The organism is Mesobacillus sp. S13 (assembly GCF_020422885.1).
GTDB classification, from domain to species: Bacteria; Bacillota; Bacilli; order Bacillales; family Cytobacillaceae; genus Mesobacillus; species Mesobacillus selenatarsenatis_A.
Genome location: NZ_CP084622.1, coordinates 1,318,106 through 1,342,025 on the forward strand (window position 1 = coordinate 1,318,106; position 23,920 = coordinate 1,342,025).

19 protein-coding genes are annotated in these 23,920 nt (G+C 44.8%); 12 read left to right on the forward strand and 7 right to left on the reverse strand.

Going from position 1 to position 23,920, the window contains the following annotated elements; translation table 11 throughout:
- The first annotated feature begins 187 nt into the window (after window positions 1–187).
- From addB to LGO15_RS06660, 3 genes are all read left to right on the forward strand, one after another.
- Window positions 188–3,763, forward strand: a complete 3,576-nt coding sequence (gene addB / locus LGO15_RS06650) for a helicase-exonuclease AddAB subunit AddB (RefSeq protein WP_226087140.1) — start codon at window positions 188–190, stop codon at window positions 3,761–3,763.
- Between the two features lies 1 nt (window position 3,764).
- Window positions 3,765–7,544 carry a helicase-exonuclease AddAB subunit AddA gene (gene addA / locus LGO15_RS06655; RefSeq protein WP_226087833.1) on the forward strand — a complete coding sequence of 1,260 codons (3,780 nt, stop codon included), beginning with the start codon at window positions 3,765–3,767 and terminating at the stop codon, window positions 7,542–7,544.
- A gap of 496 nt (window positions 7,545–8,040) precedes the next feature.
- A complete protein-coding gene (locus LGO15_RS06660) occupies window positions 8,041–8,370 on the forward strand; it encodes an HNH endonuclease signature motif containing protein (RefSeq protein WP_167832212.1) in 330 nt (109 codons plus the stop codon).
- Here LGO15_RS06660 and LGO15_RS06665 read toward each other — a convergent pair.
- The 6 genes from LGO15_RS06665 to LGO15_RS06690 form a co-directional block, all read right to left on the reverse strand.
- Window positions 8,367–8,585, reverse strand: a complete 219-nt coding sequence (locus LGO15_RS06665; protein WP_167832129.1) for a spore germination protein — start codon at window positions 8,583–8,585, stop codon at window positions 8,367–8,369. The genes LGO15_RS06660 and LGO15_RS06665 overlap by 4 nt on opposite strands.
- Window positions 8,586–8,676: 91 nt before the next feature.
- Window positions 8,677–9,075 (reverse strand): spore germination protein GerPE, encoded by a 399-nt coding sequence (locus tag LGO15_RS06670; RefSeq protein ID WP_167832130.1) that lies wholly within the window; start codon window positions 9,073–9,075, stop codon window positions 8,677–8,679.
- A 5-nt stretch (window positions 9,076–9,080) separates the two neighbouring features.
- On the reverse strand, window positions 9,081–9,263 hold the full coding sequence (locus tag LGO15_RS06675; protein WP_167832131.1) for a spore gernimation protein GerPD: 183 nt from the start codon (window positions 9,261–9,263) through the stop codon (window positions 9,081–9,083).
- On the reverse strand, window positions 9,263–9,877 hold the full coding sequence (gerPC, locus tag LGO15_RS06680) for a spore germination protein GerPC (RefSeq protein WP_280846878.1): 615 nt from the start codon (window positions 9,875–9,877) through the stop codon (window positions 9,263–9,265). The genes LGO15_RS06675 and gerPC overlap by 1 nt, the downstream gene beginning before the upstream one ends.
- A 39-nt stretch (window positions 9,878–9,916) precedes the next feature.
- Window positions 9,917–10,177, reverse strand: a complete 261-nt coding sequence (locus LGO15_RS06685; RefSeq protein ID WP_226087141.1) for a spore germination protein GerPB — start codon at window positions 10,175–10,177, stop codon at window positions 9,917–9,919.
- 14 nt (window positions 10,178–10,191) lie between these two features.
- Window positions 10,192–10,413: a spore germination protein gene (locus LGO15_RS06690; RefSeq protein ID WP_167832134.1), complete on the reverse strand. Its 222-nt coding sequence runs from the start codon at window positions 10,411–10,413 to the stop codon at window positions 10,192–10,194.
- Between the two features lie 274 nt (window positions 10,414–10,687).
- On the opposite strand from LGO15_RS06690, the gene LGO15_RS06695 reads away from it, so the two are divergent.
- The 8 genes from LGO15_RS06695 (at window position 10,688) to LGO15_RS06730 (ending at window position 20,518) form a co-directional block, all read left to right on the forward strand.
- Window positions 10,688–12,280, forward strand: a complete 1,593-nt coding sequence (locus tag LGO15_RS06695; protein ID WP_167832135.1) for a long-chain-fatty-acid--CoA ligase — start codon at window positions 10,688–10,690, stop codon at window positions 12,278–12,280.
- A gap of 148 nt (window positions 12,281–12,428) precedes the next feature.
- Window positions 12,429–13,613 (forward strand): DUF418 domain-containing protein, encoded by a 1,185-nt coding sequence (locus LGO15_RS06700; protein WP_167832136.1) that lies wholly within the window; start codon window positions 12,429–12,431, stop codon window positions 13,611–13,613.
- Window positions 13,613–14,137, forward strand: a complete 525-nt coding sequence (locus LGO15_RS06705) for a DNA topology modulation protein (protein WP_167832137.1) — start codon at window positions 13,613–13,615, stop codon at window positions 14,135–14,137. Before LGO15_RS06700 ends, LGO15_RS06705 begins: the two co-directional genes overlap by 1 nt.
- Window position 14,138: 1 nt before the next feature.
- Complete coding sequence (locus LGO15_RS06710; RefSeq protein WP_167832138.1) at window positions 14,139–15,047, forward strand: fumarylacetoacetate hydrolase family protein; 909 nt, start codon at window positions 14,139–14,141, stop codon at window positions 15,045–15,047.
- Between the two features lie 195 nt (window positions 15,048–15,242).
- Window positions 15,243–17,393 carry a YhgE/Pip family protein gene (locus LGO15_RS06715; RefSeq protein ID WP_226087142.1) on the forward strand — a complete coding sequence of 717 codons (2,151 nt, stop codon included), beginning with the start codon at window positions 15,243–15,245 and terminating at the stop codon, window positions 17,391–17,393.
- Window positions 17,344–17,871 (forward strand): YhgE/Pip family protein, encoded by a 528-nt coding sequence (locus LGO15_RS06720; RefSeq protein WP_264163902.1) that lies wholly within the window; start codon window positions 17,344–17,346, stop codon window positions 17,869–17,871. Before LGO15_RS06715 ends, LGO15_RS06720 begins: the two co-directional genes overlap by 50 nt.
- A gap of 125 nt (window positions 17,872–17,996) precedes the next feature.
- A complete protein-coding gene (locus LGO15_RS06725) occupies window positions 17,997–18,350 on the forward strand; it encodes a YisL family protein (protein ID WP_167832140.1) in 354 nt (117 codons plus the stop codon).
- 128 nt (window positions 18,351–18,478) lie between these two features.
- Entirely contained in the window at window positions 18,479–20,518 is a 2,040-nt protein-coding gene (locus LGO15_RS06730; protein WP_226087144.1) for an EAL domain-containing protein, read from the forward strand.
- 463 nt (window positions 20,519–20,981) lie between these two features.
- On the opposite strand, the gene LGO15_RS06735 is transcribed toward LGO15_RS06730, so the two are convergent.
- Window positions 20,982–21,542, reverse strand: a complete 561-nt coding sequence (locus LGO15_RS06735) for a DUF2777 domain-containing protein (protein WP_167832142.1) — start codon at window positions 21,540–21,542, stop codon at window positions 20,982–20,984.
- A 191-nt stretch (window positions 21,543–21,733) separates the two neighbouring features.
- Between LGO15_RS06735 and asnB the strand changes: the two genes are divergently transcribed.
- On the forward strand, window positions 21,734–23,581 hold the full coding sequence (gene asnB, locus LGO15_RS06740) for an asparagine synthase (glutamine-hydrolyzing) (protein WP_226087145.1): 1,848 nt from the start codon (window positions 21,734–21,736) through the stop codon (window positions 23,579–23,581).
- The last annotated feature ends 339 nt before the right edge of the window (window positions 23,582–23,920 follow it).

Below are 23,920 nucleotides of genomic sequence, written 5' to 3' on the forward strand. Positions count from 1 at the left end.
GTTTTTGCAGGTTGTTTGGGAAAAATTAACGGGCTTCCTGCTTCCAAAATGGTCCGCAAAAAAGGTATAATGAAAGATATATAGAACAATCGTTTGGTATGTACAAGGCGCATGAAAAGGAAGCGCCTTTTTCAATTTTCAAAGTGATATATGAGATAGATATTTTAAGAGAGAAAGGGGTAGTAAGATGTCTGTACGTTTAGTACTGGGGCGCTCGGGAAGCGGCAAGACCGAGATGATCATTAATGAAATCAAGGACAGGCTCATCGCAGACCCGCAGGGGGCCCCGATTGCTTATCTAGTCCCTGAACAAATGTCATTCCTTTCCGAATACAGATTGTCCACTGACCCTGAGCTTGGGGGAATGATCAGGGCGCAGGTTTTCAGCTTTCCGCGCCTTGCATGGAGAATCCTGCAGGAAACGGGCGGATACACTCGCCAGCATTTGGACAGCGTCGGGATCAGCATGATGATCCGAAAAATCATTGAGGACAAAAAAGACGAGCTGAAAATCTTCCAGAAGGCAGCGGATAAGAATGGTTTTGTCCAGCAGATGGAGCAGATGCTGATCGAATTCAAGCGCTATGCGATCAATCCGGAAGAGCTCACTGGAAAAATGGAGGCAAGCGCCGCAGGGAATAAAGCCCTGAAGGACAAAATCCATGATCTTGATCTAGTGTATCGACAATTTGAAGACGAATTATTCGGCAAATATATAGATTCAGAGGATTATTTCAAACTGCTGGCAGAGAAAATCCCGGCCTCGCAATACCTTCAAAATGCAGAAGTATACATCGATGGTTTCTACAGTTTCACGCCTCTTGAATTGATGATCATTGACCAGCTTATGAGTACTTGTAAAAGGGTGACCATCGCGCTGCCGGTCGACAAGGGTTTTAAAAATGAAATGCCTGATGAACTGCATTTATTCAGGGTAACAGGTGAAACCTGCTCAACATTGTATGACATGATAAAAGCAAATGGCCACGATCTGGAAGAAGAAATCGTATTGACGGAACAGAGGCGCTGGCAGGATGAATCGCTAAAGCATCTTGAAAGGGAATTCGATTCCAGGCCTGCCGTTAAATATAACGGTGAAGCCGCGATCCATATTGCACAGGCTGCCAACAGAAGGGCAGAACTGGAAGGCGTTGCCCGCAGGATCCTTGGGCTGGCAAGGGATAATGGCTACCGTTATCGCGATATAGCCGTACTGATGCGAGGCAGCGAATACCGAGAAGTACTTGAAACGATTTTTGACGACTATGGCCTGCCATACTTTATCGACCAGAAGCGGAATATGCTTCATCATCCATTGATTGAGCTAGTCCGTTCCAGTCTTGAAACGGTATTGGGGAACTGGCGGTATGAACCGATTTTCCGTGCGGTAAAAACGGATTTGCTGTTCCCGGACGGTGTGAATCTGAACAAGATGCGCGAACAGATGGATGTGCTGGAAAACTATGTGCTTGCATATGGCATCCAGGGAGATAAATGGACGAAAAAAGAACGATGGAAATACCGGAGAATACGCGGCCTGGAGTATGACGGAGTGGCCCAGACAGATATAGAAAAAAAGACAGAGCAGGAACTGAATGACCTGAGGCTGCTGATTACATCTCCGCTGCTGCGGATGGCCCGCCGCCTGAAGCGAGCAGATACGGGAAGGAAGCTTGCGGAAGCAGTCTATCTGTTCATGGAAGAACTCGATATTCCGGCGAAGCTTGAAGCATGGAGAATGGGTGCTGAACAGGAAGGCAGGCTGGTAGAAGCGAGGGAGCATGAGCAAGCCTGGAACGCAGTGGTCAATCTTCTTGACCAGTTCGTCGAGATGCTTGGTGATACGAAAGTAGCGCCAAAACAATTCGTTTCCATTCTTGATGCCGGTTTTGAATCACTAAGATTCTCCCTGATTCCTCCTGCAATCGATCAAATACTGATTGCCGATCTTGAAAAGACGCGGCTTGCTGATGTCAAGGTTGCATTCGTCATCGGCGTCAATGAAGGTGTCCTTCCTGCGAAGATAACAGAGGAAGGGATTTTTGCGGATGATGACCGCGAGCTTCTTCAGTCGAAGGGGATAAAACTTGCTCCAAGCAGCCGCACCAAGCTTCTGGACGAAAACTTTATTGCCTACAAGGCATTTGTGACACCATCGGAACAACTCTATATCAGTTATCCGATAGCCAATGAAGAAGGGAAAGCTCTGATGCCATCTTCATTCATCAAGAGAATTTCGGATCTTTTCCCTGAACATCAAACGCTTTTCTACCTGCCGGATCCATCTGAGTTGCCGGAGGAAGAGCAATTAAAATATGCAGCTGGTGAAAACGTTGCTCTATCCTATTTGACATCACAGCTTCAATTGAAAAAGCGTAATTATCCTGTCTATGATTTTTGGTGGGATGTGTACGATTATTATATAAAGAGTCATCAATGGGGAGATAGAGCACGCCAGGTTCTTTCCAGCTTATTTTACGAAAATAGGACGAAGCAGCTATCGGAATCCATCACCAAGGAGCTTTATGGTGAAGAAATTCAGGGAAGCGTTTCAAGGATGGAGCTGTTCAACAGCTGTCCATTCTCACATTATGTCCAGCATGGCCTGAAGCTGCGCGACCGTCAGATCTTCCGGCTTGAGGCGCCTGACATCGGGGATCTGTTCCACGCTGCACTGAAGGAAATTGCCGAGACCGTCATGCAGCAAAACCTTAGCTGGGCCCAGCTGACAAGAGCCCAGGCTGAACAACTGGCAAGGGATGCAGTCCAAAAGCTGGCTCCTAAACTGCAGAATGAGATCTTGATGAGTTCGAACAGGCATCATTATATCAGGCAGAAGCTGCAGAATATCATCAGCCGCGCATCGCTCGTATTAAGTGAGCATGCGAAGGTCAGCGGATTTTCACCAGTAGGCTTGGAACTTGGCTTCGGCCGACAGGGAAAACTGCCGCCGCTTGCTTTTTCGCTTAAAAATGGGACAAAAATGGAGCTCATGGGCCGGATTGACCGCGTAGATAAAGCAGAAGATGATAAGGGCGTGTACTTGAGGGTCGTTGATTATAAATCGAGCGTGAAGGATGTCAATTTGACTGAGGTTTATTATGGTGTGGCCCTGCAGATGCTTACCTACCTGGATATCATCATCACTCATTCGCCAATGTTGGTTGGCAAGGCTGCTGACCCGGCTGGAGTTCTGTATTTCCATGTCCATAATCCTATTGTCAACGCATCGAAAATGCTGACTCTTGATGAAATCGAAGAGGAAATCCTCAAACGTTTTAAAATGAATGGATTGCTCCTCGGCGATGAAAATGTCATCAGAATGATGGACAAGGGGCTTGATACAGGAAGCTCACAGATTATTTCCGCAGGTTTTAAAAAGGATGGAAGCCTGCTGAAAAGCTCAAAAGTGGCCAGCAAGGAAGACTTTGACCATTTGCGGCAATTCGTCCGCCACAAATATGTAGAGACCGGAAATAGGATTGTCAGCGGAATTGTCGATGTGGCGCCGTATAAGCTAAAGGACAGGGCTCCATGTACATTCTGTTCTTTCAAGCCGGTCTGCCAGTTTGACCAGGCCGTGGAATCGAATGATTTCAGGAAGCTTCCGGTCATAAAAAAAGAAGACTTGCTGGCGTCGCTCCGTCAGGATCAAAAGATGACAGCAAACGATGGCTTGCCTGGAGCAAATGATCGGTTAGAAGAAATCAGGAAACTGGATATTCTAGCATCAATCGGAGAGGAGGAAGAGGATCTTGGCTAAAATGACAATACCGCCAGTACCGGAAGGGGCAACCTGGACGGAAAATCAATGGAAGGCAATCATGGCATCGGGCCAGGATATCCTTGTCGCAGCAGCAGCAGGGTCGGGAAAAACGGCCGTGCTTGTTGAGCGGATCATCAGGAAAATCACTTCGGAAAGCAACCCAATGGATGTTGATGAACTGCTCGTCGTGACATTCACGAATGCCTCCGCGGCTGAAATGCGCCACAGGATAGGAGAAGCACTGGAAAAAGCAATTGACAGCAACCCGGCTTCGACCCACTTGAAAAAGCAGCTCAGCCTGCTGAACAGAGCGTCCATTTCAACGCTTCACTCCTTCTGCCTTGAAGTGATCAGGAAATATTATTACTTGATTGATGTTGATCCTGGCTTCAGGATTGCAGATGAAACAGAAGGGCAGTTGCTTAGGGATGAAGTGATCGAGGACCTTTTCGAGGAAGAGTACGGAAATGCAGACAACCAGCCATTTTTCAACCTGGTGGATGCGTTCACGAATGACCGCAGCGATGAAGGATTGAAGGATATAATTGTCGACCTGTTCGATTTTGCCAGATCCAATCCTTCACCTGATGCCTACCTGGATTCAATCGTTTCGATGTATGACGCAGCAGACAGCTCAACAATGGAGGATCTGCCTTTCATGAAGGTGCTCGTAGCGGATATCGAGCTGCAGCTACAGGGGGCGAAACAGCTTCTGGAAAAAGCGATGGAGATTGCCAAAATGCCAGGAGGTCCGGCACCAAGAGCGGTTAATTTTACCGAAGACTTGCATGTGATTGATACCTTGCTTGCTGCAAGGGACAGATCATGGGCAGAGCTTTATGAGGCGATCCAGCTCGCTAATTTTGGCAGGGCAAAAACATGCCGCGGTGATGATTTCAACAAGGAGCTTGTTGACAAGGCAGCTAAGCTACGCGACCGGGCAAAGAAAATCGTCCAGGATCTGAGAGGGGAATTATTCTCACGCAGACCTGAGAGTTTCCTGAAGGATATGCAGGAAATGAAGCCCTTGGTTTCTGTCCTGATTGATCTTGTAAAAGAATTCTCGCGCCGGTTTGGAGAAGTGAAGCAGGAACGTGGCCTCGTCGATTTCTCTGATTTGGAGCATTATACTCTTGATATTCTGACTGTCAATACGGATGTGGAGGAAGTGGCGCATCCAGGACAACCTGAACCTTCAGAGGCAGCACTTGCTTATCGCCAGAAGTTCAAAGAAGTCCTTGTGGACGAATACCAGGATACAAATATGGTCCAGGAAGCAATCCTCCAGCTTGTGACTGCTGAAGGAGAAGAAGCAGGCAATCTGTTCATGGTTGGCGATGTAAAACAATCAATCTACAAGTTCCGTCTTGCTGAGCCTAATTTGTTCCTTGGAAAGTACAACAGGTTCACATCCAGCGGAGAAGGAACCGGCTTGAAAATTGATCTCGCTAAGAACTTCCGGAGCCGCAAAGAAGTCCTTGACGGGACGAATTATTTATTCAAGCAAATCATGGGAATCAAGGTTGGCGAAATTGCTTACGATGAAAATGCCGAGCTGAAAATAGGAGCGCCTTATCCTGAGGATGACGAGTTCCCTGTGGAGCTGCTCTTGATTGATAAAAGCGAGGGTGAAACCGCAGAAACAGAGACTGAGAATGAAAGTGCAGAAGGTGATTTCGACGCTGATGACCTGGAACAATCCCAGCTCGAAGCAAGGCTGATGGCTAAGCACATTAAGGATATGGTAGAAGAACGGCGGGGTGTGTACAATCCGAAGACAAAGACCTCGAAGCCCGTCAATTACCGTGATATCGTCATTCTCCTCCGCTCGATGACCTGGGCGCCGCAAATAATGGAGGAGTTCAAGCAGCAAGGCATCCCGATTTACGCGAATCTGTCGACTGGATATTTCCAGGCAACAGAGGTCGCGGTCATGCTTTCTCTGTTGAAAGTGATTGACAATCCTTATCAGGATATTCCGCTCGCTGCAGTCCTGAGGTCGCCTATTGTCGGGCTGGATGAGGAAGAGCTTGCCATCATCAGGGTCAGCCAGAAACGCGGTTCCTTCTACGAGGCATTGACTGCTTTCTGTCTTGAGCGGCCATTGCCGGAAAATGAGCGCTTGCATGAGAAAACAAATCGCTTTTTCGAAAGCTTGAAAAAATGGAGAACCTCAGCAAGGCAGGGTTCTGTATCCGATTTAATCTGGCAATTGTACCGGGAAACCCGATTCTTCGATTTTGCCGGCGGGATGCCAGGAGGCAAGCAGCGCCAAGCAAACCTGCGAGCACTATATGATCGCGCGCGACAATATGAAGCCACAAGCTTCCGAGGCCTGTTCCGCTTTTTGCGCTTCATTGAGCGGATGAGGGAGCGCGGAGACGACCTGGGCGCTGCAAGAGCACTTGGAGAGCAGGAAGATGTGGTCAGGGTCATGACGATCCACAGCAGCAAGGGACTGGAGTTCCCGGTTGTCTTCGTTGCCGGGCTTGCCCGAAATTTCAATACGATGGACCTGAAAAAATTCTATATGCTCGATAAAGAGTTTGGCTTTGCAGCAAAATATATCAATCCCGAGAAGCGGATTTCCTTCCCATCCTTGCCGCAGTTGGCATTCAAGCGCAAGAAGAAGATGGAAATGCTGGCAGAGGAAATGCGAGTATTATATGTTGCCTTGACACGGGCAAAGGAAAAGCTCTACTTGATTGGGTCGGTCAAAGATGCAGAAAAGACGATCAGCAAGTGGCAGGACGAAGCAAGCCATCCTGAATGGCTGCTGGATGAATATTCAAGAGCTTCTGCTTCGGGTTATATCGACTGGATTGGACCTGCAGTGGTACGCCACCGGGATTGTATTGATATCAGGGAAGGTGCGGAAATCCTTCATCCGGCACTGGGTAAGGACATTACTTGCCACCCTTCCCGTTGGAAAATTGAAAGCGTTAAAGCAGAGGAAATCGCTTCATATGCAGAGGGACAAACCGAAGAGCACGAAAGCTTGATGGACCTTGTTGCAGCCGGTAAGCCAGTGAACAGGGACTCAGAATTGGCAGAGACAGTGAACAGGCAGCTTTCCTGGAATTATCATTTCAAGGAAGCAGCAAACCACCGCTCGAAGCAGTCCGTTACCGAGCTGAAACGCAACCACGAAACAAGGGATGAAGAAAGCGGAACACAGATGATCCGGAGGTTTTCAAAACCCATCCTTAATCGGCCAAGATTCATGCAGGAAAAGAAACTCACACCTGCAGAACGCGGAACTGCGATGCATATGGTCATGCAGCATATCAATCTGGACCAGCCAGTAACCGAAGCCTCCCTGGATCTGCAGCTGGAGGAGATGGTAGTGAAGGAGCTGCTTTTCCCTGAGCAGCGTGATGCTATTGATAAAAAATGGATCCTTGCCTTTTTTGAAACGGACATCGGCAAGCGACTGGTATCGGCAGAAAAAGTCAGCCGCGAGGTACCGTTTTATCTGTCATTGCCGTCAAAAGAAGTTTATCCTGATTGGCAGGGCGAAAACGAACCGATCTTTATCCAGGGGGTAGTCGACTGCATTTTCCGGGATGAAAAAGGAACCGTCCTGCTGGACTTTAAAACGGATGGCATCCATGACCGCTATAAAGGCGGGTTCGAGCAGGCAAAGCCTATTCTGGAGGAACGATATCGAATCCAAATCAGCTTGTATGCCAAAGCAATTGAACAGGTGTGGAAACAGCCTGTTGCGGAGAAATACTTATATTTCTTCGACGGCGGGCATCTGCTTGAACTGGATTAACTATAAAGGAATGTTAAAAACCGGCGGGATGTGAATAATAATCCTGCCGGTTTTTTCGGTTTGTCCTGCAGAGATGTCGATAGTAGGACTATATCGGACAAACAGAAGGCGAATGATGAGGAAAATGTCCGATAGAAGGGTTGTATCGGCCAAAAAGAAGACGAATGATAAGAAATATGTCCGATAGAAGGGTTGTATCGGCCAAATGGAAGACGAATGATGAGGAAAATGTCCGATAGAAGGGCTGTATCGGCCAAGCGGAAGACGAATGATGAGGAAAATGTCCGATAGAAGGGCTGTATCGGCCAAACAGAAGACGAATGATGAGGAAAATGTCCGATAGAAGGGTTGTATCGGCCAAACGGAAGACGAATGATGAGGAAAATGTCCGATAGAAGGGCTGTATCGGCCAAACAGAAGACGAATGATGAAGAAAATGTCCGATAGAAAAAGTTATTTTCAATGAAAGCAATTCAAGCTCAAGACCAGTTCACAAATGGTAGGGAGGAATCACCGAGTGGCAAAGAAAAAGCAATCGGGTACATGTGAGTTATGCGGCAGGGAAGAGGTGGAGGTGACCATTCACCATCTGGTTCCTAAAGAAATGGGGGGCACTTTCTTGCCAACAGCCAATCTGTGCATTCCGTGCCATAAACAGATTCATGCTTTGTTCACGAACGAGGAACTGGCATCGGGATTGAACACGATTGACCGGCTTCGTTCCCATCCTGAATTGCAGAAGTTTTTGAAATGGATAAAAAAACAGCCTTCTACAAGGCTGCCGAAAATTACTAAATCTAATGCGCGTAAACGAAATAAACGCTAGTTATTACCTGCTATCGGCTGGTCAATCATGTTGGCATCAAGAACATTGCTGGCACTCAATCCGTTATTTGTAACAATGAAACCGCCAGTATTGAATCCTCCCTGACCAGCGACAGTTTTTGCACTGCTTTTTGGCGAGATGAACAGCGTGTCGCCAAACTGCACCGTCCCGCCGCCTACATTCAATATTTGCACAGGACCTATTATTGCTGGCATTGAAAACATCCTTTTCTGCTTTTGTTTAGGCCTTTTTTATTGTAGCTTGTGGATGATGCTCATTCTTTAGGCCAAAAGCTCCTTACTAAATCTATATGTCTTCCCCATTCGACATGTTCATTCTGGGCAAAAGCTGACGAATATGCTTTACTCGGGCTTCCATCGCAATATTGCGGCTGTTTCCAAGGTGGACTACAGCCGAGGAAGAAGCTCCCATGATATCAATGTTCCGAACCTTCAATACAGGGTTGAGGTTATGGGTTGAGAAAACAACATTTTCTTCAACTGCTGGTTGAAAGGGGATTGTTTCTGAAAAAATCGGGAACGATGCGAAGTTCCCTTCATTATCAAAAAATATCTCTGCCTCTCTTTGGACGGCGAGAGCCCTGGACAACGCCTGTATTTGCTCCGAATCACCAATCTGTAAAATCGAGGAGAAGGATACCGCGTCAATTTTTATATGGTCAACACAGGTTATTCTCTGTAGCATAGCGATCACGAAATATCCGGTGACAGCGGGACAAATGGCCCGACAATCAAGGATTCTGCCGGTGTATCAAAGGTAGCTGCCAGCTGGATCGTTTCAGCATCACCAACCATCAGCAACGAAGAACTCGAAACACCTATGATTCTTATGTCGCCGACGCATATATCACGGTTATAGACTTGGAAATTCATTATGAACGCCCTTCCTTTACATTATCAGGCAGGTTTTTCAGGAACAGGAACACACCATTCTGGATTTCCTGCTTAAGAAGATCAATCACCCGCTCGTTTAGCTCAGGACTTAGGTCAGTGCCTCTTTCACCTGATGATTGTTCCTGTAAATGCTGAGCTACTCTGCCAGACAACTGTTTTTTGATATCATTTTTAATAAACTCGAAATATGAATCTTCCAAACTGATCCCCAGCTCGACCTGAGCACTTCGGTAAATGTTCTCCAATTCAGATTCTAGATAGTGGTGCAGGGCTGTTTCGATTTCGACCGTCCTTTTAAATAACTGCTTCGGGGGAATCGGCACATTTACGTTTTTTTGATCAACGGTAAAATCATCAATTCCATCCAAGTCTGTAGGGTTTAAACCAATATTCAAGGTTCCCTCAAGGGTTTCCACTTTTAACTGGTCGAATTTATACTCGATATTTCCTATCTGAACCGGAGGCCGCTCTTTTAGTGCAGCAATTTCCTGCTGCAATTCGTGCACCATTTTCTCCAATCTGGCAGTCTTTTTGCTCTGGTGCTCCACATATACATGCAGCTTTTTTAAATATTGATAAAATTCCGCGTTCAAAAGAATCACCTCGCATCGACTCAGCATTTTTGAGAATAGTTAAATTTGGCGTACAGGAGCCTGAAGCGGTACGGCAGGTGCTTCAAGTATGTTGCTGCCGCCTGGCATTTCTCCCATGCCAGTTGTGATTTCTGAGGGGTGGACCGCCTCTGGGGCAGGAGCTGTAAATCCACCGGTATTATAGAGGTAGGAAACGGGCTTGATCATTCCTGCACTGCCAATTTGCAGAACAGAAGAGTTCGTGATTCCATCTATCTTCAGAAGGTTGATATTGATTGATTGTTGTATATAAAAATTCATCAGACTCACCCACATTAAACATTCAGATAATTTCCTTGATCGACGGCATCAGGATCATAGGTATTCGTTGAGCTTTGGTTATTGTAAACGGTCAACCCGTCACCGGTATTGAATGAACCGGCTCCAGAAAAGGTTTTAGCATTGGAAATCGGGCTGATTCTATAAACATCGCCAATGTGGAAGACAGCGCTGTTCCCCAGGGAAATGACCTGTGCGACTCCAACGATTGCTGGCATTTGCAACACCCTTTATTTAGATTTCTTTATTATCTTATGTGCCCAAATGAAGAATGTGATTAAAATGCCTATTGTGCTTATAGGGCCTTTTTAGGATACATCACTAGCCTGCTTGTGGTTTGATACAAGTTGCAAAACACCATCTCGAAAAAAGGGTACCGCAGTCTTGAAAAAACATGTTATATAACAGTTAAAAAGTTATATAACAGAGAGTGTGATATGTTAATATATTTATATATTTAGAATTATAAAATTATTCTAGAGGAGGCAGATTATGAACGTTCCATTGCTGTTGAACCAGTTTTTAGATCGTGCAGTGTCGCTTTACGGAAGTAAGAAAGCCATTTTTTCTGAGGACAGAGAACTTACATATTCTGAGTTGAACGCTAGGGTGAACAGGCTTTCAGATGGTTTAAGAAAGCTAGGGGTAAGCAAGGGTGACCGGATTGCCTATCTTGCACCGAATTCGATTGAAATGCTTGAAGGTTTCTATGGCGTATTCCAGCTGGGGGGAGTCATGGTCCCATTGAACATTCGTCTGAAGCCTGATGATTATTTGTTCATCCTGAACCACAGTGAATCAAAGGTTTTATTCGTTGATCAGGACTTATACCATTTGATCCAGCCGATTAAGGATCAACTCGAAAGTGTACAGCACATTATTGTCCATTACAAGGATGATACTCTTGGTGAAACTGATTATGATGAATGGCTATTCCAGCAGTCTGATGAGACTTTCAAACGTGCAGAGCTGGATGAAAATGATGTATGCAGCCTTCTGTATACAAGCGGGACGACTGGGAATCCAAAGGGGGTAATGCTGACGCACCGAAATAATTATCTTCACGCTTTAAGTACGATGCACCATTTACGTGTCAGCGACGAGGATGTCCTCCTGCATGTCTTGCCGATGTTCCATGTAAATGGATGGGGATCACCATTTTATTACACAGCAAACGGAGCATCTCAAGTCTGTCTGCGAAAGACGACGCCCGAGACGATTTTCAATGCGCTGGAAAAGCATAAGGTCAGCGTCATGCATATGGCTCCGACTGTGTTGAACGCACTGCTTCAATTTTATGAAAAGAATGTCCCAAGTATCGAACAGCAGGTTCGTGTGGTCATTGCCGGTTCTGCTCCGCCGCCAGCATTCGTTACCCGGGTGGAAAAAGAACTTGGATGGGAGTTCATCCAGGTGTACGGGATGACAGAATCCTCTCCTTTAAGTACGATTTCCACGATCAGGTCGCATTTGAAGCGGCTGCCTTTGAATGAACAATATCGAATGAAAGCCAAAGCTGGAATATCGATGATTGGCAGCCAGGTAATGGTTGTCAACGATTATGGCGAAGAGGTTGCACATGATGGCAAGGAAATAGGGGAAGTCATCACCCGAAGCAATGGAGTCATGAAAGGCTACTGGAAAAACGATGAGGCGACGATGGAAACGATCCGTAATGGCTGGCTCCATACCGGGGACATGGCGACGGTCGATGAATATGGCAATATAGACATCGTTGACCGCAAGAAAGATGTCATCATCAGCGGCGGAGAAAATATTTCTTCCATTGAAGTCGAGGGAGTATTATATGATCATCCGGCAGTCCTTGAAGCAGCTGTCATTGCAGTCCCTCACGAAAAGTGGGGAGAGACTCCTCACGCCTATATTGTTCTCCGTGAAAATGAGCACGTCTCAGAACAGGATCTCATTGCTTTTTCAAGAGAAAAACTGGCGCATTTCAAAGCCATTACCGGAGTGACATTTGTAAAAGAACTGCCGAAAACAGCTTCCGGAAAAATTCAGAAGGTCCATTTGCGGAATGAATACTGGGAAGCAAATGGCAAGACTGGCAGATTTGTAAATTAATAGCCCTGGGGACAGCCATTTAGTGGCGTCCTTTTTTCTTGCGGGAAATCTAGCTGCATCTGGTGTTCTTATGTTACCTTTGGCATATTATTTTGTTGTGTGATATACATAGAATAGATGTTAACTATTGGATGGAATGAGGGGGAAGATGGAGACTAACAGACAGGTATTCGGCAATAGAATTGTTTCAATTGACCGGATGCGAGGATTTTCATTATTGGGGATTTTTCTAGTGAACATGATTTCATTCCATTCTCCTTATTTTTATATCGATCCAGAGACATGGTGGGATGGCAGCGTAAACCTTTATACATACCGTTTTATTGACCTATTCATCCAGGCAAGCTTTTACCCTTTGTTTTCAATGCTGTTTGGGTATGGGCTCGTGATTTTAAGAGAACGCACGCTGGCAAAAGGCATAAACTTCAAACCACTTGCATTAAGGAGACTCTCTATTCTGTTGTTGATTGGATTAATCCATGCATTCTTGATCTGGCCTGGTGATATTCTCATCACATATGCAGTATGCGGTTTCGCTTTCCTGCTTTTCATTGGCTGGAGTGCAAAAAGGCTTTTCATTGCAGGATTGAGCTTATACATAATTCCTAATCTGCTCTTGTTGTTGATGCTCGGTGCAGCCTCAGCAATCGACGGTGGAAGCGAATTTTCGATGTATGACGGAGAAGCTGCGGAACAGTCCATAACAATCTATCAAAGAGGAAGCTTTGCTGAAGTGACAGAGTACAGAATATCTGAATGGTACAGGAATAATAACCTGGCAGGATTATTTTTATATTTAGTCACCATTCTTCCCTTGTTCATGATTGGAGCTGGAGCAGCTAAGGTCAAACTTTTTGAAAAGGTGCGGGAGAAAAGAGGGAAGATAGCCATGGCTGCGGCTGTACTCGCAACCATTGGCTTCCTGATAAAAGCAATTCCTTACCTGTATGGCAAAACCTTTATGACGGATTATGCGCAGGATGTTTTTGGCGGTGCGTTGGTTGCGGTGGCGTATGCACTGATCATTGCCCTTGTTTCCGAAATGAAGCAATTTGACAGGCTGCTCTATCCGCTAGAGGCTGCCGGTAGGCTCTCCATCAGCAATTACCTATTCCAGTCTGTCGTTTCGACACTGACTTTTTATAGTTATGGATTAGGATACTATGGAGAGTGGTCCATTTTTTCAGGAACAATTCTTGTGCTAGTCATATACATTATTCAATTGGCACTTAGCAGCTGGTATGTTAAAAGGTTCCACTACGGCCCGGTCGAATGGCTGTGGCGAATCGGCACATACCTGAAAAAACAGCCTTTAAAAAAGGGTGAGTCCTGATGGAGAAGGTCATAATCATTGGCTGCGGAGGTGCAGGGAAGTCGACACTTGCACGGAAGCTGGGGGAAATCCTCAATATTAAGGTGTACCATCTTGATGCAATGTACTGGAAGCCGGGCTGGGAAATGACTGCAAAAGATGAGTGGAAAAAACTGATTCAGCAAGTGATTGAAGAAGATTCGTGGCTTATGGATGGCAACTACGGCAGTACCATTGACATGAGGGCACAAGCAGCAGATTCAATTATCTTTCTGGATTACTCTACTACAAGATGCCTGTATGGAATATTCAAAAGAAGGATCATGTACCACGGCAGGACAAGGCCGGATATGAATGAAGGCTGTCCGGAGAGACTGGATTGGGATTTTATCAAATGGGTCGCAAAATACAAGCGTGAAAAGGCTCCTGGTATCATTGCCAGGTTAGAAGAATTAAAGATTCAAGGAAAAGATATATACCATTTTACAAATCCTCGCGAAACAGAAAAATTCATAGATGAGAAGTCAATTAAAGGAGGGCGTTAATATGAAATTCGCTACATATAAAAATAAATCTGGTCATTTTATTGGAATCGTTCATCCAGATGGCGGGCGAGTACTGCCACTTTTGGAGGCCTATGAAAAAATGGGAGGTAAATCAGCGCTCCCAACTGGCATGGCTGAAGCCATTTCTCTTGGCGACCTATTTTATCAGGAAGCGAAAAAAACAGTTCAATGGGTAAGCGAGCATAATCTCGACGGCGAAATATACATTCCGCTTGAATCAGTAGAATTGCTTGCGCCAATTCCACGCCCAGCGAAAAATGTTTTCTGTGTGGGCAAGAATTACGCGGAGCATGCGATTGAGATGGGGAGCAAGGATGATATCCCCGAGCATGTCATGGTGTTCACGAAGGCACCGACCACTGTCATTGCCCATGAACAGGACATTCAGAACCATGCTGAATTGACTGAACAATTGGATTACGAAGGCGAGTTGGCAGTCGTCATTGGCAAAAAAGGGATTGGGATCAAAAGGGAAGAGGCATTGGAATATGTGTTTGGCTACACAATCGTGAACGATGTGACAGCACGTGACCTACAGGCGAAGCACAAACAGTTTTTTATCGGAAAAAGCCTGGATACTACCTGTCCGATGGGGCCATGGATTGTCCATAAATCAGCGATTGACAACCCGAACAACCTCGATATAAAGACAACAGTAAATGGAGAAGTAAGACAGGACTCCAATACGGAAAACTTCATTTTTCCAGTAGAAGAGATCATTGCCGTGCTCTCGCAGGGAATGACACTCGAGCCAGGGGACATCATCGCAACCGGAACCCCAGCAGGCGTAGGCAAAGGCTTTAAGCCGCCAAGATTTCTAAAGTCTGGAGATACCGTTGAAATTACTGTTGGAGGGATTGGGACTTTAAAGAATAGAGTGACAAATTAATAGAGAACTATTAAGATTCTCCTTATTCATTTAGGGGGGATTTTTTCATTATATTATTATAATATTAAAAATATTTTTTATTTTCAGTATTTTACGCAGGAATATATACCTATACATGAGAATAATAATTGTTGCAGTGATTGAATACTCATTCAGTCGCTTTAACATATATATAATTCTCATGGGGGAATACGAATGAATTGGTTTAGCTTGTGGTTGGCTCAAATGTCACAGATTGCATCGAGTAAGGGGGTACTCTATTCTGTTATTGCAGCTTTGTTGGTGCCAATCGTTTATGGCGGAATCCTGCTGTCTCCAGATTGGGGACCGTATGACAATCTCTCCAATCTTCCTGTTGCGGTTGTCAACAAAGACAAAGGTGCCATGTCCGGGGACGAGCCCCTTAATGTTGGGGAGGATCTTGTGGCAGACCTGAAGAAAAGCAATGACCTAGGTTGGAACTTTGTAGATTCACAGGAAGCAGAAAAAGGACTGCAAAGTAATAAATATTACATGGTCATTGAGATTCCAGAAGACTTCTCTGAAAGAGTGACAACGGTCCTGGATGCCGATCCGAAGAAATTGGAACTCAATTATATCCAAAATGAGGGTCTTAATTTTATGGCCGCACAAGTGACAAGAAGTGCAACTGAAAAGCTGAGAGAGAAGCTTGCCAACAAGATTACCGAAAAGTATGCGAGCAATATTTTTGCAAATCTTGGAGAGGTAGCGAATGGATTTAAAAGTGCAGCGGATGGATCTGACAAGCTGTATAACGGAACAGCTGAACTTCATGATGGTACTGGACTGCTTTTGACTACCCTTAACGAAAAGTCAGCAGATATTTCCAAACTGGCGGCTGGAACTCTTGAATTAAAAAGTGGTACTGGTCAACTGGTGGGTACTTTAGCTGGAAAACAAGGAGATATATCAAAACTGGCAAGTGGTTCAAAGGAACTGGCAGCAGGGACTGCACAAATAGCAGGTAGTTTGAAATCCAAACAAAGCGATATTACAAAACTTGCAAACGGTTCAAAAGACCTGAAAGATGGCACAGGTCTGCTTTTAAGCTCCCTTAATGAAAAATCCACAGACATTACCAAGCTGGCGGATGGATCGGCAGAAGTAAATACAGGAACTGGATTGCTTCTGCAAAAGCTTAAAGACGGACAGCCAGGTATCACTCAACTTGCTGCGGGAGGGAAGCTAATAGGTGAAAATGTGCCAGTTTTGAAAGATGGAACTGCCGAGGTTTTAGAAGGGTTAACAAAAGTGCAGTTAGCAGTTAGGAATGATCTTGGTCCTGGTACTGTCAGGATTTCAGATGGTGTGGATGAGGTAGTAAAAAATTCACAAGCACTCAGTGAGAATATTAAAGGATTAAATGCATTAATTGGAGCTTATTTTTCTACACCTCCTGAATCTCGTAAAGACTCTGACCTTTTAGTCATTTTAGGTACTAGTCAAGCTATTACTGCAGCTGTTTCAGATACAAAAAAAGCTGCTGACCTGCTGGATTTACAAGCAGGTGCTGAGAAGCTTGAAAAAACATTCACTGAAAATAGTAAAGAACCTAAAGCAGATTCCATTGCGGACGGTATCAACCAATTAGTAACAGGTCAAACTGCCATCGATCAGGGAGTGGGAACATTAGCAGCTAGTGCTCCTGTCCTTGCTGCCGGAACAGCAAGTGTAGCAGCAGGCTGGGATGAAATGATCACTAAGGTCGGATTGCTTCATGATGGAACAACTCAAATAGCTGCAGGAAATAAGTCCGTTAATGCTGGATGGGGAACCATCACAGCAGGAGTCAAAGAACTTGATGGCGGAGCGGCTTTAATATCATCAGGGAATCACACGGTAGATAAAGGCTGGAAGGAGCTCACTGCAGGTGCAACTAAAATCCATTCAGGGGCAGCTCAGGTCAGCGACGGAAATGCTTCCGTAGATAAGGGATGGCGTGAGCTGACAGCTGGTGCTTCCAAGATTAATTCAGGAGTTATCCAAGTCAGCGACGGAAATGTGAACGTGGAAAAAGGCTGGGGCGACCTAACTGATGGAGTTTCCAAATTGAATGATGGAGCAGGGAAACTTTATGATGGAAGTGGCCAATTGGCTGCCGGATTAAAGGATGGAGCTGAGGAAACCGGTAAGATTAAAGCTAACGAAAAAAATATTGGCATGTTCGCTTCACCAGTTGAACTAATTAGCAACAAAGTCAACGGTTATTTCTTTTTACAGAGATTCTTCTGCGCCATATGTGATGACACTTGCATTATTTGTAGGGATCTTAATAATGTCAATGTTCATCAATTTCAACAAGCCTCAGGAACTAAATGTAACTAAGATGAGCTGGTTCGTTGCGAAATTTATGAATCTTGCTTCCTTAGCTGTGGTTCAGGCAATCCTGCTATCCATTGTTGTCCTTGCATTCTTGGGGTTAGAGGTTACAAACCCAGCAGGATTCATCTTATTCGCTGTAATGGTTAGTATTGTATTTACGGCGATTGTCATGTTCTTTGCTTCTTTTGGAAATATCGGCCGCTTTATTTTATTGGCATTGGTTGTCATGCAGCTTTCGACAACTGGAGCAAATCTTCCCATTGATATGCTGCCTGAGAATCTCCGCAGTATAAGTGTGTACTTGCCATTTACTTATTCGATTGCTGGATTTAAAGCTCTAATTTCATTGAATGATTTCTCGGCGGCGATGACCAACCTGGGTGTTCTTCTTGGTTATCTTATACTTTTTGCTCTGCTGACTGTAACCGTCTATTTATTTAAAACAAAAGAAGAACCGCAACAAACTGATTTGGCTATGTAATAGCAGGAGGCACCCTGAATAGGGTGTCTCTTTTCTATTACATATTTAAAATCTACCATATATTTATGAAATTCTTATTGAGTATGGTATGATATTTTAGAATTTACTAATAGGAGGACGGGTTCATGATCCATGCCCATATGACAGCCTGGTTTTTGGCTCTAGTTTTATTCTTCGTAGCACTTGGTCTACATAAAAGCGGTAAGGAAAAGGGCGCGAAAATTGTCCAAATGGTTCTTAGATTGTTCTACGTGCTGATTCTATTGACTGGTTTCTGGCTCCTTTTCAGCATCAACATCAACCTGATGTATGTGCTGAAAGCGGCAGTAGGCCTGTGGGTAATATCCATGCTGGAAATGATTTTAATCCGTACAAAAAAGAAAGAAAAAGCGTCAGTGTTGTGGATTCAATTCATTGTCGCAGTTCTTCTTGTTTTGTACTTAGGTTTTTCACTTCCGCTTGGAACATACTTATTCTAATATGGAATTGTCGAAAGAAAGCTGTCATTATAGGCAGCTTTTTCTTTTTTTGTCATATCTTAACCTAAAGAAATATGATAATTTAAGAGGTAAGGGTTATTGGAGAAATATGATAATTGGAGAATGCAATGGCTACGACAAAAAGCTGCTTTTACGAGAATGAAAAACAACTTAATAGCTTTATAGAGGGCAATTCATTCAAAGACCACCGCAATCTGCTCGTGCAGATCTTTTACAGTCAGAAAGAAAAACAAGACCTCCAGCACCTGGAGCGGATGCTGAAAAATTCGCTTCCCGCTTCAACTGTGCTGAGCTGTGAAGCAGGAGGCTGCTTTACGGATGAAAAAAAGTATATCGTCACATTTACTATAATTGATAAACAAGAACTTAATCCTGTTTTACAAGATCAATACATGATCAATACATTGAACAATTTAGTAGAAGTTTCACAACAGGACATCCAAGACCTCAATGAAAGCCTCAAAGTGTCTGAGCAATACTACCGTTCGTTGTTTGACAACAATGGTGATTTTGTCTATTCGACAGATTTAACAGGGAATTTCACAAGTATCAATCAGGCATTCATGAAAACCTTTGGCTATACAGAGGATGATCTTATTGGCAGGTCAGCGCTCGACTTCATCAAAGAGGAAGATGTGCATCGAGCTAAAATGCATTTCAAACAGGCGCTTAAAGGCAAGGATCAGACTTATACAATCGAAATCCCAATCAAGAGCGGTGAAGCGCAGATCTTTCAAATGAAAAATATACCCATTACCGTTAATGGAGCATGTGTGGGAACGTATGGTATCGGCCGGAACATCACAGCTCAGAAAAAATCAGAGGAAAAAATCATTCAGCTGGCCTATTATGACCAGGATACAGGTTTGCCGAATAGAATGAGGTTTACCGAACAGCTGGAAGAAATGCTTCATCGCGCCAAGCATAGGAAAGAGCTTCTTGCCGTACTTGTTATTGATATTGATCGCTTCAAAATCATCAATGACAGCTTAGGGCATTATGCAGGAGATATTGTTCTGAAGGAGCTGGCGGAGAGAATCCTGGAGCGCCTCCCAGCAGGAGCTTTTCTTGGCAGATTCAGTGGGGATAAGTTCACCCTGCTATTGACGGAGAATGTCAGCATCGATCAGACGACACGATTTGCGAGGGAATTGCAAAACATTATTTCCATGCCTCTGTCTTATCAAAGTCAGGAGTTCATCGTCACGGCGAGCATCGGAATCAGCTCATTCCCGGGAGATGGTCTTGATGAACAAGTCCTGTTGAAGAATGCTGATATTGCGATGAATCGTTCGAAAAATCAAGGCGGGAATAAGATTACTTACTTCTCAACTGGAATGAACGATCAGGCCATGGTCCGGCTTGAGCTTGAAAGCTATTTAAGGAAAGCGCTTCAAAAGAATGAATTTCACCTTTGCTACCAGCCGCTTATGGACTTGAAATCCGGGGAGATTACCTGTACAGAAGCCCTCATCCGCTGGCAGCATCCGCACCTTGGCCTGGTTTCGCCTGCACAGTTTATTCCTCTGGCAGAGGAAACAGGGTTGATTGAGGAAATTGGAGCATGGGTGCTGACAACTGCCTGTGTCCAGACAAAAGCCTGGCAGCAGAATGGATTCCCGAACCTTGGTATTTCAGTGAATGTCTCAGCATATCAGTTCCAGCATCATGCCTTTATTGGGCATGTGATTGAAGCTCTTGAGATTTCACAGCTTGGTCCAGGATACCTCTCCTTGGAACTGACAGAGAGTGCCATGCTGGAAGATATCGTCTATAGCATCTCGGTTATGAAATCACTGCAGGAACTAGGGGTAAAGGTTTCGATTGATGATTTCGGCACAGGATATTCCTCATTAAGTTATTTGCGTAATTTACCGATTGACACGCTGAAAATCGATCAATCATTTATCAATAATCTTCATGATGACCCATCTGATATCGCAATCGTTAAGGCAATCATTACCATGGGCCAGGGACTTTCTGTGAAAATTGTTGCCGAAGGTGTCGAGACGCATGAACAGTTGAACCTTTTGAGGGAATTGGATTGCCATTACGCACAGGGCTTTTACATTGAGAAGCCACTTGACATTGCGGCCTTTGAAAAAGGGTTCAGGACAATGGAAAAGATTGAATATACGGTAAAATAACAGAAAGAGCCAGCACATTGTGCGGGCTCTTTTCTTATTGGATAAGAAAGTGTGAATTTTTCACTTAGATTAGTGTCTAGCTCCAGCGCCTAGCTAGTTTTCTCCCTCGGAACTGCTTCCTCGAGTATCTTGCGAGAAGCGTTAGCTTTGAGCAGCTCGAGATGTTTGCCTAGCTGCGGCTTCTAACTCCTCGAGACGCTTCGGTCCTGCCAATGAAGTCAAAGAACGACTTCACTGTCAGGTCCTCCAGCGCTTGTCGGAGTTGGGCAGTCGCCTACGCTTTTCGAGTTCGGTCCTGCCAATGAAGTCAAGAACGACTTTACTGTCAGGTCCTCCAACGCTTGTCGGAGTTGGGCAGTCGCCTACGCTTTTCGAGTTCGGTCCTGCCAATGAAGTCAAAGAGCGACTTCACTGTCAAGCCCTCCAACGATTGTCGGGGCTGACCAATGCGCTTGCACTTTTCTTATGAAATCCTCTCAATCACGGTCCTTCTCCCGTTATTCAAAGTTAATTCGAACCTGTCATTTTGTGTTTCAAAGTAATCGAAGTGATGCTGGACGCTGCAGATGAATTCCTCATTATCGAGGATCAAGAAGTTGACTCCCGAAACTCCTTGTTCGTGATCAAGGAAGGTCAAGTGATTATAACAATAAATACAGTCATAGATTGAAAAATTGAGCGAATTCAAAGTATTGATGAATTGGACAAAAGCTTCATCATTTAACTCATCAAGCAAACGCTCGAATGAATAAATCAGCTGTTTCCTGATTCTGACCATTTCCTGGTCCTGTAAATTTATTTTCTCATTGCCGGTCTGAATGCAGCCGTTATCGAGCAAAAAACCTTTGCACCATTTATTGTTCCTCTGCACTTCAACCTCTTGGTGGATGAATTCATCGACAAGTGCGGCCTCATCTGTTTCTTCATCAAAGAAAACCCATTGTGAATTAATAAATTCTACTGTCCCGACGTTGAATGCGCGGGGCTGGAAATCAATTAGATTGCTTCGTTGTTGTCGGTTCATGTGAATCCTCCGTTAATTATCGCTCACCTTCTTTGTAGACAGATTTTGGCTAATTTATAACATGATTTGAAAGATAGGCAATTAACCAGTTGGGGTGTATCTGCATAAGATGAGTAATGCTTAAACTATTATCATGTTTGAGATAGTGCTGATTGACATCAAAAAGTTCCGCTGAAAGGAATGATCAACAAATGTGTGGAATAACAGGCTGGATAGATTTTCGGAAAAACCTGGATCATGAACGGGAGACCATGGCAAAAATGGCGGATACTTTAAGTAAAAGAGGTCCCGACGATACAAATGTATGGACTTCGGGGCATGCTGCGCTGGGGCATAAAAGGCTGGTAGTTGTCGATCCCGAGGGAGGCAAACAGCCAATGACCAGAACACAGGGAGACAACCGTTATACCATTTGTTATAACGGAGAACTTTACAATACAGAGGACCTCAGAAAAGCACTGCTATTAAAAGGATATTCTTTTAAAGGTCATTCTGATACAGAGGTTTTGCTTACTTCTTTCATGGAATGGAAGGAAAACTGTCTGGAGCATTTAAACGGTATCTTTGCCTTTGCTGTCTGGGATCAACAGCAGGAACAACTGTTCATTGGCCGCGACAGGCTGGGCGTGAAGCCGCTATTTTTCCTCGAAACAGCATCAGGCCTTATGTTTGCTTCTGAGCAAAAGGCATTGCTGGCTCATCCAGAAGTGGAGGCTGAGATAGACAGAGAAGGACTTTGTGAGGTATTTGGGCTTGGGCCATCCCGTTCTCCAGGGGCAGGCATTTTTAAAAACATGAAGGAGCTTCGTCCAGGCCACGGTCTTACTTTTTCAAAAAATGGGCTTAAAGTATGGAGATATTGGAATGTGAAAAGCGAGCAACACATGGATACTCTTGATGAGACAGCTGAAAAAGTGCGAAATCTATTCACGGATGCCGTCACCAGGCAGCTGGTCTCAGACGTACCATTATGTACCTTCCTATCGGGCGGGCTGGATTCAAGCGCCATCACCGCGATTGCTGCCGAACATTACAAAGCAGAGGGCAAGGGTAGCCTTCACACCTACTCAATCGATTACGAAGGCAATGATAAGTATTTTAAGGAAAGTGAGTTCCAGCCTAATGCTGATGCCTTTTGGATCAATAAGATGACAGAAACATATGGCACCGTTCATCATAACAGCATCATTACACAGCATGATCTGGCAGACTATCTGACAGAAGCAGTTCATGTCCGGGACCTGCCGGGGATGGCCGACATTGATTCCTCGCTGCTTTGGTTCTGCCGCGAAATCAAACAGGACTTTACGGTAGGGCTTTCAGGTGAATGTGCAGACGAGATCTTCGGAGGCTATCCGTGGTTTCATAGGGAGGAAGATTTGAATCGTAAAGGTTTTCCGTGGATGCGGTCTATTAATGAGCGCCAGAACATGCTGAGGGACCATTGGCGGAAAAAACTGAGTCTTGAAGATTATATGATGGCAAAATACAATGATACGATTTCAGAGGTGCCTCTGCTTGATGGGGAGAGCCATAGCGATGCCAAGCGGAGACAACTATTCTATCTAAATATCATCTGGTTCATGACCACACTTTTAGACCGGAAGGACCGGATGAGCATGGGAGCAAGCCTTGAAGTAAGGGTGCCGTTTGCCGATCATCGTCTTGTTGAATATGTCTGGAACATCCCATGGGAAATGAAGATGCACGGCAACAGGGAAAAAGGAATCCTGCGCAAAGCATTGGAAGGCGTCCTGCCAGATGAAGTATTGTATCGTAAAAAGAGTCCGTACCCGAAGACGCATCACCCGGCCTATACCCAGGCAGTGCAAGGGATGCTGTCTGATTTCATGGCCGATTCAAACAGTGCGCTGCATGAATTCTTCGATAGGGCTACACTGCAAAAAATGATTGAGAGCGAGGGCGCATCCTTCAAAGTGCCATGGTTCGGCCAGCTCATGACAGGTCCGCAACTGCTGGCACAGCTAGCACAAATCCATATATGGTTCAGGGATTACAATATCAATATAGCAGACTAAAAAAGCAAGCCCTGGGAAAGGGCTTGCTTTAACTTTAATATGTTAAGAGTTCTGGAAGTGCGTGTCAGGAGTCCGAACCTGCAGTACCCTTATGCAGCGAAGTCGCCCTCTATGAGGATACGAATAAGAGCGAATCGTACCCTTATGCGGAGGAAACGGCCTCTATAAGGATACGAATAAGAGCGAATCGTACCCTTATGTGAAGGAAACGCCCTCTATAAGGATACGAATAAGAGCGCATCGTACCCTTATGTGAAGGAAACGCGATTAAGTCCGTATAATTGTGTAAAAATAAAGAGTCATTTTATTCACTCTTGGCAACACTGTTTTCAACCACGA

Coding starts and splice junctions, on each gene's coding strand:
- addB (WP_226087140.1), top strand. CDS start 188: ATGTCTGTACGTTTAGTACTGGGGCGCTCGGGAAGCGGCAAGACCGAG.
- addA (WP_226087833.1), top strand. CDS start 3,765: ATGACAATACCGCCAGTACCGGAAGGGGCAACCTGGACGGAAAATCAA.
- LGO15_RS06660 (WP_167832212.1), top strand. CDS start 8,041: ATGGTAGGGAGGAATCACCGAGTGGCAAAGAAAAAGCAATCGGGTACA.
- LGO15_RS06665 (WP_167832129.1), bottom strand. CDS start 8,585: ATGCCAGCAATAATAGGTCCTGTGCAAATATTGAATGTAGGCGGCGGG.
- LGO15_RS06670 (WP_167832130.1), bottom strand. CDS start 9,075: ATGCTACAGAGAATAACCTGTGTTGACCATATAAAAATTGACGCGGTA.
- LGO15_RS06675 (WP_167832131.1), bottom strand. CDS start 9,263: ATGAATTTCCAAGTCTATAACCGTGATATATGCGTCGGCGACATAAGA.
- LGO15_RS06685 (WP_226087141.1), bottom strand. CDS start 10,177: ATGAATTTTTATATACAACAATCAATCAATATCAACCTTCTGAAGATA.
- LGO15_RS06690 (WP_167832134.1), bottom strand. CDS start 10,413: ATGCCAGCAATCGTTGGAGTCGCACAGGTCATTTCCCTGGGGAACAGC.
- LGO15_RS06695 (WP_167832135.1), top strand. CDS start 10,688: ATGAACGTTCCATTGCTGTTGAACCAGTTTTTAGATCGTGCAGTGTCG.
- LGO15_RS06700 (WP_167832136.1), top strand. CDS start 12,429: ATGGAGACTAACAGACAGGTATTCGGCAATAGAATTGTTTCAATTGAC.
- LGO15_RS06705 (WP_167832137.1), top strand. CDS start 13,613: ATGGAGAAGGTCATAATCATTGGCTGCGGAGGTGCAGGGAAGTCGACA.
- LGO15_RS06710 (WP_167832138.1), top strand. CDS start 14,139: ATGAAATTCGCTACATATAAAAATAAATCTGGTCATTTTATTGGAATC.
- LGO15_RS06715 (WP_226087142.1), top strand. CDS start 15,243: ATGAATTGGTTTAGCTTGTGGTTGGCTCAAATGTCACAGATTGCATCG.
- LGO15_RS06720 (WP_264163902.1), top strand. CDS start 17,344: ATGTCAATGTTCATCAATTTCAACAAGCCTCAGGAACTAAATGTAACT.
- LGO15_RS06725 (WP_167832140.1), top strand. CDS start 17,997: ATGATCCATGCCCATATGACAGCCTGGTTTTTGGCTCTAGTTTTATTC.
- LGO15_RS06730 (WP_226087144.1), top strand. CDS start 18,479: ATGGCTACGACAAAAAGCTGCTTTTACGAGAATGAAAAACAACTTAAT.
- LGO15_RS06735 (WP_167832142.1), bottom strand. CDS start 21,542: ATGAACCGACAACAACGAAGCAATCTAATTGATTTCCAGCCCCGCGCA.
- asnB (WP_226087145.1), top strand. CDS start 21,734: ATGTGTGGAATAACAGGCTGGATAGATTTTCGGAAAAACCTGGATCAT.